At 46.2% G+C, this 11,902-nt stretch carries 9 protein-coding genes; 2 read left to right on the plus strand and 7 right to left on the minus strand.

The annotated features are described in order from the left end of the window. Nucleotides 1–149 precede the first annotated feature (149 nt). From QUA53_RS17015 to QUA53_RS17040, 6 genes are all read right to left on the minus strand, one after another. Complete coding sequence (locus QUA53_RS17015; RefSeq protein ID WP_333098620.1) at nucleotides 150–437, minus strand: hypothetical protein; 288 nt, start codon at nucleotides 435–437, stop codon at nucleotides 150–152. Between the two features lie 163 nt (nucleotides 438–600). Beyond that, nucleotides 601–1,224, minus strand: a complete 624-nt coding sequence (locus QUA53_RS17020; protein ID WP_333098619.1) for a heme-copper oxidase subunit III — start codon at nucleotides 1,222–1,224, stop codon at nucleotides 601–603. Between the two features lie 194 nt (nucleotides 1,225–1,418). Next, complete coding sequence (gene ctaD, locus QUA53_RS17025; protein ID WP_333098617.1) at nucleotides 1,419–3,224, minus strand: cytochrome c oxidase subunit I; 1,806 nt, start codon at nucleotides 3,222–3,224, stop codon at nucleotides 1,419–1,421. A 78-nt stretch (nucleotides 3,225–3,302) separates the two neighbouring features. After that, complete coding sequence (locus tag QUA53_RS17030) at nucleotides 3,303–4,304, minus strand: cytochrome c oxidase subunit II (protein ID WP_333098616.1); 1,002 nt, start codon at nucleotides 4,302–4,304, stop codon at nucleotides 3,303–3,305. A 221-nt stretch (nucleotides 4,305–4,525) separates the two neighbouring features. Beyond that, a complete protein-coding gene (locus QUA53_RS17035) occupies nucleotides 4,526–5,281 on the minus strand; it encodes a class I SAM-dependent methyltransferase (protein WP_333098613.1) in 756 nt (251 codons plus the stop codon). Nucleotides 5,282–5,384: 103 nt separating this feature from the next. Beyond that, nucleotides 5,385–6,422 (minus strand): LD-carboxypeptidase, encoded by a 1,038-nt coding sequence (locus QUA53_RS17040; RefSeq protein ID WP_333098612.1) that lies wholly within the window; start codon nucleotides 6,420–6,422, stop codon nucleotides 5,385–5,387. A 194-nt stretch (nucleotides 6,423–6,616) separates the two neighbouring features. On the opposite strand from QUA53_RS17040, the gene QUA53_RS17045 reads away from it, so the two are divergent. Continuing rightward, nucleotides 6,617–8,050, plus strand: coding sequence for a carotenoid oxygenase family protein (locus tag QUA53_RS17045; RefSeq protein WP_333098610.1), 1,434 nt, complete (start codon nucleotides 6,617–6,619; stop codon nucleotides 8,048–8,050). Nucleotides 8,051–8,763: 713 nt separating this feature from the next. Beyond that, the gene (locus QUA53_RS17050) at nucleotides 8,764–9,585 is read left to right on the plus strand and encodes an SDR family NAD(P)-dependent oxidoreductase (protein WP_333098608.1); all 822 of its coding nucleotides are present in this window, start codon (nucleotides 8,764–8,766) and stop codon (nucleotides 9,583–9,585) included. 272 nt (nucleotides 9,586–9,857) lie between these two features. Here the strand turns inward: QUA53_RS17050 and QUA53_RS17055 are convergent. Then, the coding region (locus QUA53_RS17055) for a CHAT domain-containing tetratricopeptide repeat protein (protein ID WP_333098606.1) at nucleotides 9,858–11,902 on the minus strand (2,045 nt) is incomplete at its 5' end.

Consider the following 11,902-nt stretch of genomic DNA (forward strand, 5'->3'; position numbering starts at 1 on the left):
TTGTTACCAATAAGTAAATCACTATACTAGGATTTACGCAAACAAACCGGGTTTCTATGGAAAATTTTGGCTTAGGGAAGGAAAAATTAATCAAGAAACTGGGCTTCAGATAGTAACTGCGTCCAGGACTATATACCTAATTTCTCGCCCTACGATCGAGCTTTTTTGCCGCGTACTTGAATGCGTTTGTCGGTTTTTTGTTTCTTAATCCAAGAGACAAATTTCTGGAGTTCTGGGTTATTTTTGAGCTTTTCCAGGGTATTGAGCTCTTGGGCGAGGTGTTTGTTGTCAAATAGAGAGTGAATCTGGCGGTGACAGGCTGAGCAAATGTCGATTGTCGGGCTGGGAGCTTCGTTTTTCCGCTTGGTGTTTTGTTTGGGGGTGAGGTGATGGGCGGTTAATGCTTCCATTTGTCGATCGCACAATTCGCACTGCATAATTTTCTCAATGCTGCTGGATAAGAGAATTGCTACTTTTAGTTTAGCGCGATCGGCTTTGATTCATGTGAATGAAGCTCGATCGCACTCTCCAAACAATAAAAAAACCCCCAATTGGGGGTCTTACAAATCTCTTGTGGCAGAGGTCGAAAAGCCTCTGGGATCACAAAATATACAGTAACAGAAACAAAACAATCCAAATCACATCCACAAAGTGCCAGTAAATCTCAGTCGCTTCGATTCCAAAGTGGTGCTCGCTAGAATAATGGCCTTGCGCGCGCGATCGCCACACCACCGCCACCATCAACAGCACTCCCAAGGTAACGTGCAAGCCGTGAAAAGCAGTCAAAACGTAAAAGCAACTGGCATACAAATTCGTCGTCAAGCCAAACTCTAAATGAGTGTATTCGTAAACTTGACCGAACAAGAAAACTGCGCCCATAGCAATAGTTACGAGCAACCAATTCCGCATTCCGGCGGCATCATTCTTTTTGATTGCAGTATCCGCATTGTGAATCACAAAACTGCTAGCAATCAGAATTATCGTATTGATTCCCGGCAGCAATAACTCTCGCTCCGGGGTACCTTCAGGAGGCCACACGGGCGCCATCGCCCGATAAATCAAATACGCGGCAAACATACCGAAAAATATCATGCCTTCAGCGCACAGGAACACAATTACACCTAACATTCGGTGGTCGGGATGCTCGACACCGTGTGCTTCTACTTCGCCCTCGTGATGGTAATTTAGGGCTGTTTTTGTCGGATCGATCGCTGGAATTTGCATAATAAATTGCTAGTTGGTAATGGATGTTGAAGGAAGAGGGAAGAAGCAAGAGGGGAAATTTTTTATCCCTACATCGCTGGTGTGCTGTTACTATCAAAAGTCATTTGTCCCAAGTTCTGATATTGCAACGCACAATAACTAATAACTAATGACTAATGACTTTTGACTAATAAATGATGACTGATGACTAATAACTATTCGCCATCTTGACTTTCATCAGCAGGAGAATCAGCATTTACCTCTGATTCAGGAGCGACCAAAGTTGCAGTACGGCCCAAGAAAGTTGAAGCTTGAGCCTCCGCAATAGGAATACCTGTTTTCTGGGCGTTGCGGGTGGCATTTTCCCTCAGCTTGAGCCTGAGACGTTCCCCAGTATGCTGAATTTTTTCCATGCCGTAATCGTAGGGCCCCGTTGCCAATACCGGCACTCCTTCAAAATTTTCGATGGGGGGCGGCGAAGTCGTCATCCATTCCAAACTCAAAGCTTGCCAAGGATTGTCACCTGCTTTCGGGCCGTACCTCCAGCTCCAAATCACATTAATGATAAACGGGATTGTAGACACTGCCAGCATATAAGCACCTACAGTACAAATGACATTAATTGTGGTAAATTTTGGGTCGTACATTGCCACCCGCCGAGGCATTCCTTGCATCCCCAAAGCGTGCATCGGCAAGAAAGTTACAGTAAAGCCAACATAGGTTAAAACAAAGTGAACTCTACCCCAAAATTCATTAATCATCCGCCCCGTCATTTTGGGGAACCAGTGGTAAAAAGCAGCGTAAATTCCAAACACTGAGCCGCCAAATAGCACGTAGTGCAGGTGAGCGACGACAAAATAAGTGTCGTGAACGTGAATGTCGAAAGGTACGGAAGCCACCATGATCCCGGTGATGCCGCCGAGCACAAATGTTGAGATAAAACCCATCCCAAATAGCATGGCGCTGACAAGCCGGAGTTTTCCTCCCCAAATAGTTGCCAACCAGCTAAATATTTTAATCCCAGTTGGTACGGCGATGATCATAGTCGTGATCATAAAAAACATCCGCAGCCAGCCGGGAGTGCCGCTGGTAAACATATGGTGCGCCCACACGATCAAGCCCAAAAAGCTGATCGCGAGACTGGAATATGCGATCGCCAAATAACCAAAAATTGGCTTGCGGGAATGCACCGGCAAAACTTCTGAAATCACCCCGAAAAAGGGCATAATCATAATGTAAACTGCCGGGTGCGAATAAAACCAGAATAAATGCTGGTAGACGATGGGATCGCCGTTGCCTGTGGGGTTAAAAAATGCCGTTCCTGCTAACAAGTCAAACGACAGCAAAATCAAAGCTGCGGCTAACACTGGAGTAGCAATCAAAGTCAGAGCTGAAGTCGCAATCATCGCCCAGCAAAACAAAGGCATTTCATTGAGACTCATGCTCGGAACGCGCATGGTAAAGATGGTAACGGCAAAATTAACCGCCCCCAAAATCGAAGAAGTTCCCAGAATCAAAACGCTGAGAATCCAAATTTCTTCCCCCGCTTGAGCAGTAACTAAGCTCAAAGGCGGATAGGAAGTCCAACCCGCCTGCGGAGCTCCCACCAAAAAACTGCTCAACAGCAACACGCCGCCTACGGGAATCAGCCAAAAGGCAACGGCATTCAGCCTGGGAAATGCCATGTCTTGTGCCCCTATCATTAAGGGGATTAAAAAGTTAGCAAATCCGGCTCCGGCGGGTACAATCCACAGGAATATCATCACCGTGGCGTGAACAGTAAATAAACTGTTGTAGAGTTCGGGGGTGACAAAATCGGCGTCGGGGGTAGCGAGTTCTGTTCGCACCAAAGTTGCCATCACGCCGCCGATTAGATAGAAAATAAATGTTGTTACCAGGTATTGAATACCGATGACTTTGTGGTCGGTATTAAAAGTGAAGTAGTCGCGCCAATGTCTATCGGCGGGCGCTGTTCCGCGAGCCTCAGTGTTGGCACTTTCTTGGAACTGTGCTTGTGTCATAGTTATTAGTCATTAGTTATTAGTCATTAGTTATTAGCTCAGGATCAAAGATTCAGTGCCAGGAACTAATGACTATTTTTAGTGATGAGTTGGGTGAAGTTGTTCTAGGGTTTCGGAATTAATTTTTATTTCCCTGACGTAGGGAGCCAAAAATTCACCGTCTGACAATTCCCCAGGATTGACTGCAACTGCTTGCTCTAAGTTTTGACTGCTAGCAACTTGCTGGCTTTGCAGCCAAGTGTCGAATTCTTCTGGCGTGTGAACGACTGCTACAGCTTTCATCGCTCCGTGATAACTGCCGCACAATTCAGCACAAACAACCCGGTATTCGCCGGTTTTAGTTGGTGTAAATCTCAGTTCGCTCGGCCGCCCGGGAATTGCATCTTGTTTGAGGCGAAATTCTGGCAGCCAAAATGCGTGCAGCACGTCTTGAGCTGAGATATTTAGCTGTACGTCGCGGTTGAGTGGCATATGCAGTTCGCCAGAACTAACGCCGCTTTCTGGATAGCTAAAAATCCAGGCGTACTGCAAACCTGTGACATTTACAACTAAGTCTGCTGGTTTGTCTTCATTTTCTGGGGAAGCGCCTACGCCTAAAGCAACAAGTTTTTGAGACGGAATTTGAGGGGCGTTTTGGGGTGTATCTGAGAGTGTGGCTGCGATCGCACTTCCCCGCATTTTAGAGTGCGCTTGCATGGTGCCGTGGTCGTGATTACCCATCGGATCGAGGCCTCCCATTGAGTTGTAAATCTCAAAACTGTAGACTCCGATTCCTAAAATAATCACCGCCGGCACGGCTGTCCAAAGAATTTCTAAGGGAAAGTTGTCATGCCAAGGCGGCCCGTCTGTGTTGTCTCCTTGACGGCGGCGATATTTAATTGCAGCAAAGATTAGCACTCCCTGGACCATGATAAATAATCCAGTGGAAATGGTCATCATTGTATTGAAAAGTGCGTCTATGTCGGATGCTTCGTCAGAGGCGGCGATCGGCATCAAACCGTGATTCTGCCCGTACCAGAGACTGATCAGAGTCACTACGATGCCGGCGAGCATGGTGAGGATGGAACTTGGAATGTTCACGCTGGTACTTCTTAATAGCGACACTTCTTCGCTTGAAAAATGAAAGAAGCGCCTCTGGGTTATCAATTTTTAATTGTAAATGGTATTTTTAGTAAAATGTCTATCTTAAGGGTTACTTAAGGCTTAGTATGTTTGACCGAGCGATCGCGAGCCTCAAAAATACGTCTTTTGTACCTTGACAAAAATGAGTAAAAATGGTACACAATCGCTCTGTTTGGCTGCTAAATTTGAGATGGTTTCTCAAACACCATCAAATGCTGCTGGGGCAACATATCTTTTGTCTCTTTCCATACTAAACCGACGGCTGCCATTTCTTTTTTCACCTGCTTCTGCGTCATTTTGTGCAAACCTTTAATGGGAATCATCGGGTTTTCGCCTCGATACTCGATCGATACCGTGCGGCCTCCCGGTTTGAGTGCTTTCACAATTCCTTGCATCATTTCTCTGGGATATGCAAATTCGTGATAAGCATCGACCATCACAACTAAATCAACGCTGTTTTCCGGCAAATTAGGATTGTCTATACTTCCCAAAACTGGCTCAACGTTAGCAATATTTTTTTCTTGTTTATTCAATTTAATAAAATTAATCATTTCCGGCTGCACGTCAACTGCCAAAACCTTTCCTTCTGGAACTAAGGGAGCGATGCGAAAGCTAAAATATCCCGTTCCCGCTCCAATGTCGGCGACAATATCGGTTGGTTTTAAATCGAGATTGTTCACTAATCGAGCTGATTTTTCTTCCATGCCGCGAGACGGTCTTTCCAGCCAACCAGCGCCTTGATATCCCATGACTTGGGCAATTTCTCTACCCATGTAAAATTTGCCGATTCCGTCGGGATTGTGCACTGTTCGCTGCTGGTAAATGGCGTCGCCATCTGCGGTTTTACTTGCTGCACAGGCATTGAGCGGCAACAGGCAAAAAATTGTCAAAATTATTACTGTTAAGGGTTTAATTAATTGTGCGGTTTTTTTCACGATATTTCAGATTTTGTGTTAAATTTATTTCTCGTTCCCTGGCTCTGCCTGGGAACCCAGATCCGGAGGCTCTGCCTCGGTAATATCCAGAATAGTTTAAGATTTAGCTGACAGCGGATTCTAACAATTTAATTGTACCAGAGTCAGCGTCGATTTCGACTTCTTGACCGATCGGCAAAGTGAACTGTTCCCGGATGTGTCCCACCATTGAACCGTACCACGCCGGAATCTTCAAAGGGCGAATGTGGTCGGACAATACTTGAGGTAAGGTTAGGGACTCTTGGGGTTTTTCAGCTTCGCACTTGGTACACTGTCCGAAAATAAAACCTGATATTTTATCGAGAATGCCCGCTAATTTAAGCTGCGTCAACATTCTATCGATGCGATAAACTTCTTCGCCAACTTCCTCAACAAACAAAATACTGTTTTCCCACTGCGGTAAATATGCAGAACCCACCATTGCTGCTATTACTGATAAATTGCCGCCGATTAGTGTGCCCCTAGCTGTGCCCCGCCCGATTGTTTGAACTTGCACGCTTTGGGAGTTTTGCATCGTCACAGAACCTCCGTCAAACAAAACTTTTTTGACGTAATCCACTGTAAAGGGACTCCAACTTGATGCACCTAAAGGGCCGTGAAAAGTAACTATATTAGTTTTAGCATAAATCGCCAACAACAGCGCAGTAATATCGCTAAATCCCATGATAATTTTGGGGTTGTTGCCGATCATATTGTAATCCAGGAGCGACAAGATCCGACCGCAGCCCCAGCCGCCCATCCCGGTAAAAATAGCTCGCACTGAGTCATCGGCAAAGGCTGCGTTGACATCGGCGGCGCGATCGGCATCCTTGCCCGCTAAATAGCCGTAGCGATCGTAAAAATGCTCTCCAAGTTTAACTTTTAATCCCAGCTTTTCGATAACTTTAAAAAAATCCTCTATTTCTTTTTTATAGTTGAAAGCGGCAGGATTGATTAAAGCTATAGTATCGCCAACTTGCAGGCGGCGCGGCTTCACGATCGCACTTTTGGGAGATAGGTTGATTTGGGCGATCCTCTTCGAGGGCTTCGCTAACGGCACAAGCTGAGTACCAATAGCAGTCAGCCCAAAAGTTGTCAGCAGAGCACGGCGGCGGAGAGTCATAGGTGTTATACCCTTGTTCGATTAAGTGAGGTACAGGTTGAGATTTTAGATTTTAGATTTTAGATTTTAGATTGGGGGATTGAAGAATTGTTCATTCCTTGATGAATGGATCACGCGAGCACTGTTATAGATGATTTTTGCTATAATTGTAAAGGAAAATTTCTGCAATATCAGTTGAAAATTGCCAGTTTCAAATGAAAACAGACACTAAAATCTCACCTAAAAAATCCTGGGCTCAAGCTTTAGCCCGTCCGGCTGCGGAATTTCCGCTGACTCAGTTATCCGTTAAAAGCGGTAAAATTCCCGCAGGATTGCGCGGCAGTCTCTACCGCAACGGGCCCGGACGTTTGGAACGTGGTGGTGTTGCTGCGGGACACTGGTTTGATGGCGACGGTGCAATTTTGGCAGTACATTTTACCGATGTCGGTGCTACGGCTGTTTATCGCTACGTGCAAACAGCGGGATATCTAGCTGAAGAAAAAGCTGATAAATTTCTCTACAGTAATTATGGCATGACAGCACCGGGCCCTGTTTGGTTGCGGTGGACTAAAACTGTTAAAAATTCGGCCAATACTTCTGTTTTAGCTTTGCCCGATCGCCTTTTGGCATTGTGGGAAGGTGGCCCGCCTCACCGCCTCGATTTGCAAACCCTGGAAACTCAGGGAACGGACGATTTAGGCACTTTAGATAGTAAATTTGTTTATTCTGCTCACTGCAAGCGCGACCCGATTACCGGCAATATTTTCAACTTTGGAATTACCAACGGTGCGACTACAAAGTTGAATCTGTATAAAAGCGATTTTACTGGGAAAATCGTGCAACAATCAACAGTTGCTTTAGATGGAATTTACGCGCTCCACGATTTTGTTTTTGCGGAAAAGTATCTGATATTTTTTATCCCGCCGGTGCAAGTCAATTTTTTGCCATTGTTAACGGGAATTAGCAGTTATAGCGAGTCCTTTAAGTGGAAACCGGAGTTAGGTACTCAGATATTAGTTTTTGACTCAGAAACTCTCTCTTTAGTTAGTCGCGGCGAAACAGAACCTTGGTTCCAGTGGCATTTTGCTAACGGTTTTGTGAAGGAAGATGGTTCGGTGGCTGTAGATTTTGTGCGCTTCGCTGACTTTCAAACTAATCAGCGGCTGAAAGAAGTAGCGACGGGCGAAACTCGCACCGATGCGGAGGGGACTCTGTGGCGGGTGTGTCTAAATCCTCAAACTGGCCAAGTGACAGCAGCCGAAGAATTGCTGGATCAACCGTGCGAGTTTCCCACGGTACCTGCTTCAGAAATAGGGCAAGACTCGCGATATATTTATCTGGCAATGTATCGCCCTGATGTTGATATTGTACCGGAACGTTACGGCGCGATCGCCCGTTTGGACACGCAAACCCGCAATCTCACAATTGCCGACTTGGGCGAAAATCGCTATCCCGCAGAGCCCATCTACGTTCCAGATATTTCGTCGGAGAAAGGTTGGATAGTAACAGTTATTTATGACGGCAATTCTGACAGCAGCGAAGTCTGGATATTTGACAGCGACGGACTTTCCCGCGAACCTGTTTGCAAGCTAGAATTGCCCGGTGTCGTACCTTTGGGCTTTCACGGCACTTGGAAATCTGCCGTATGAGAATTGTGTAAAGAAGTGTTGCAGAAGATTTATTAAAAATTGTTGCCGCTTTAACTTCTAGTTGTTAAGGTGTGTGTAGATAGGAAATTCTCATATCTAGGAGGTGTGGAATTGATAATCTGCATTGCTCAATTATCCTGTGCCAATTCGCACGAATCCCCGGCGATTTTAAGTCGCGATTGCACAGGATATCGTCTGCCTCTGCGGACAAAAAAAAGGGGTAATTAAGCCCTGGCGAATAACTAATCCCGGCGAATATTCCCGGCGAATAAATTCGCGGCTACACAGGCAAAGTCCGCCTCTGCGGACTGAAGAAAACAAATTCCCGGCGAATAAATTCACGGCTACACAGGCAAATTCCGCCTCTGCGGACTGAAGAAAAAGCGGTAATCAAGCCCGCTTGTCCATGCTTCCCGACTAGGCTTGCCCATCTCAGGTTTGTCTGCTTGCATGAGGTTAAATGACCAGATATTTGACTGATTCCTGGCAAGCCAAAAAAGTTTAGTTCAACTCACGCGCACGTTAGCGATTCAAAAGTTTTCAGTTTTGAGTTAACCCCACGAATAAATGAGGTCTATCGAAACAAGATAGCCTTTTCAACAATTATGAATTATGAGTTGTTACCGCCAAAACATTCAACTCATAACTGATAATTCACAACTCACAACTCATAACTCCGTGCCGCGGTGAGCATCAACCAAAAGGTTTAATCTATGCAACTTCAAGGAAAAACAGCTCTTGTTACAGGAGCTTCGCGCGGAATTGGGCGATCGATCGCCCTGGAATTAGCGAGACAAGGAGTCAAACGTTTGTTGATTGTGGCGCGCAACCGCAAGCAATTAATTGAACTGGCAGAGGAAATCGATGTTTTGGGCACAGAAGTAGTGCCGTTAGCTTTGGATTTAACTCAGTCAGTAGCGGTGAATATTGCGATCGCCCAAGCTTGGCGAGATTGCGGCCCGATTCACCTGCTAGTCAACTGTGCAGGCGTCGCGCACCAAGCATCATTCTTGCGTTCCCCGCTGCCGTTAATCGAGGAAGAAATCGCCTTAAATTTGCTCGGAACCTACACAATTACCCGCTTGATAGCTCGGCGAATGGCGACTCAAAAAGAGGGAACCATCGTCAATGTTTCCAGCTTAATGGGCAAAATTGCCGCTCCGACAATGGCGACTTATTCTGCTACCAAATTTGCGATTTTGGGATTCACCCAAGCTTTGCGGAGCGAGTTAACTCAGTACAATGTTCGAGTCACAGCTTTGCTGCCATCTCTAACAGATACCGACATGGTGCGAGACTTGGAACAATTTCGCTGGGTAGTGCCCACAACTCCCGAAAAAGTTGCCCTAGCACTTGTCGCGGGATTGCACAAAGATGCGCCGGAAATCTTGGTAGGATGGCAAAGTCATCTAGCAGTTTGGTGTCACCGAATTGCGCCTTGGTTGCTGGATTTTGTGTTGCGGATGGCGACTCCAGAACTTCGGGATAAATCGCGGGGCCGCAAATTGCGGGAGGCTTTAGCTAGCGGGCGATAAACCCTTCTCTGGGCGGGCTTTCCGGCCCACCCCACAAGAAAACTCATTCTTTGTGGAACGGGCAAGATGCCCGTTCCGGGCTCTTCGGTCCATTGGTGTCAACTTAAGTTGTTAGCCCGCCCACCCGTTAGTCCGCCAGGGAATTCATTCCTTGTCGGACTGTCGGACTATCGGACTATCGGACTACCAATTGAACGTTAACTTGACACCAATGGGCATTGCCCTGTCCCTAGAAGGGTTATGTACTTACTTACCAGCAAAAGTGGTGTATATCATTTCCACTCGCCCTGAAGAGTAAAAGCAGCCCAATAATAGGGAGATTTCCATTTTTCCTGCTGCATCATTTCAATCTGCGCCGCCCTCAAAGCTGCCGCCGGCGCTAACTTTTGTTGCTGCATTTTTTGATAAAACTTTTGCATTAACACAGCAGTTCCTTCATCATCTACACTCCACAAACTCACTGCCACCCGCTGCGCCCCTGCATACATAAAACCCCTCGTTAATCCCACCATTCCTTCGCCTTTAACATTCTGTCCCATTCCCGTCTTACAAGCACTTAAAACCACTAAATTTGCCGCCAGTTTCAAGTTGAAAATATCCGTGAGGCGCAAGAAACCATTGACCAGATTGCCTTTGTCATCTACCATCGACATCACAATTCCTGACAGTTCGGGATTTTTGCTATTGGCAAGGCCGTGGGTGGCTAAGTGAATGATTTGATAATTGACTAAATTTCCATCGGTAGCAGTAGTGCGACTGGCATCAAAATCAAATATTTGACGGCTAAAAGCTGAGGGGAATAAGCTGGATATTGTTTGGGCTTCTTGGCGGGTAAATGGTAGGCGTTTTGGCGGCCATTCTATCTCGGAAGAACGAAGCGAGCGATTTAAACCGAGGTTATTTGCTTCTAACTTTTCAGTCGTTTCTTGGGTGATTTTTCCTTTAATTCTTTCATCATCTGGACTGAAAACAGGATCGGCTAAAATTGCTAAAGTTTGGCCCGGCGGTTTTCTATCTCCATAATTTTGCCTGAGAATGGCGAGAGTTGAGGCGGAAGGCAGGGTAATAATTTCATGTTCGGCAATTAAGGAAACATTGGTATTTTGTCCCCGGGTTTGGGAAATAGTTAACGCCGGGAAAGGGGTATAGTGCAGCACGCCGTCGGGAACAATTAATAAGCGTTTATTGCCTAATTGGGATGCGGCGGGCTGTAAAATTATTTGACCGAGATTTGCACTTACTTGGGCAACTTTTTGGGGAATATTTCTCTGGGTTGGGCTAGTGACAGCGGTGCGGAAAGCCACTGCTGCCGTTTCAATGTCAGCGCGTTTTGGTAATTCATAGCTAGTTAGTGCGGTTGATGTCACAACCCACAAATAACTGCGGTTTAGGCCGAGGGAATACTGCAATAAAATAGTGTTTTCATCGAGAATCTGTTTCTGAATTTCTGGCAGCGTTAAAGGTTGGGGTTGGGTGAGGGCAGCGTAGCGGGGGCTGGCGCTACGAATTTGGGTTTGAATTTGCTGATATTCTTGCAAAAGTGAGAGTCGCTGTTTGTCGATTTCATCGATTTTAGTGGCGTTGGGATTGGGGTGACTGAGGGCTTCGATGCTCTGCTTTTCAACGGCATCAAGTTGCTGTTGCAGGCTCTTTTCTTGTTGCAGTAAATCGGGGGAAATACCTTCACGAATGTTGGCGTTACTTTCTTGGAGAAGTTCTAGGAGGCTGCGAGCCCTCGAACGTTCGCTGGCTTCTAAGGCTTTTGTATCATAGCCGGATTTAGGATTAGTTTTGTGCAGTTGCATTAACAAATCGATGTAGAATTCGTAGTAGTTTTGTACTGTGGCAAAATATGAGGTGCGGAGTTCAGGACTGGCTATTTTAGTGCGGAGGTTTTCGATTATTTTGAGAGAAGATTCAATATTTTTGAGGGCTTCGGTAAGATTGCCGAGATCCCGTTTGACATAGGCAAGACCATAGAGGGTGGTAGCTTCCCCACGGCGATCGCCTGTTGCCCGACTCAGGGGAAGCGACTGGCTGTAATACTCTAGCGCTTTCTGTGTTTCTCCCAAATCTGAGTAGATACTACCGATATTGCCGAGGGTGGTAGCTTCCTTACCACGATTGCCTACTGCCCGAAATAGGGGAAGCGACTGGCTGTAATACTCTAGCGCTTTCTGTGTTTCTCCCAAATCCGAGTACACTAAGCCGATGTTGTTGAGGGTGGTAGCTTCCCCGCTGCGATCGCCTGTTGCCCGACTCAGGGGAAGCGACTGGCTGTAATACTCTAGCGCTTTCTGTGTTTCTCCCAAATCTG

The organism is Microcoleus sp. Pol12B3 (assembly GCF_036701355.1).
Lineage (GTDB): Bacteria > Cyanobacteriota > Cyanobacteriia > Cyanobacteriales > Microcoleaceae > Microcoleus.

Excerpts from the sequence above, each read along its gene's own strand:
- QUA53_RS17020 (WP_333098619.1), bottom strand. The coding sequence starts at position 1,224 with ATGCAAATTCCAGCGATCGATCCGACAAAAACAGCCCTAAATTACCAT.
- QUA53_RS17040 (WP_333098612.1), bottom strand. The coding sequence starts at position 6,422 with ATGACTCTCCGCCGCCGTGCTCTGCTGACAACTTTTGGGCTGACTGCT.
- QUA53_RS17050 (WP_333098608.1), top strand. The coding sequence starts at position 8,764 with ATGCAACTTCAAGGAAAAACAGCTCTTGTTACAGGAGCTTCGCGCGGA.
- ctaD (WP_333098617.1), bottom strand. The coding sequence starts at position 3,224 with ATGACACAAGCACAGTTCCAAGAAAGTGCCAACACTGAGGCTCGCGGA.
- QUA53_RS17015 (WP_333098620.1), bottom strand. The coding sequence starts at position 437 with ATGCAGTGCGAATTGTGCGATCGACAAATGGAAGCATTAACCGCCCAT.
- QUA53_RS17045 (WP_333098610.1), top strand. The coding sequence starts at position 6,617 with ATGAAAACAGACACTAAAATCTCACCTAAAAAATCCTGGGCTCAAGCT.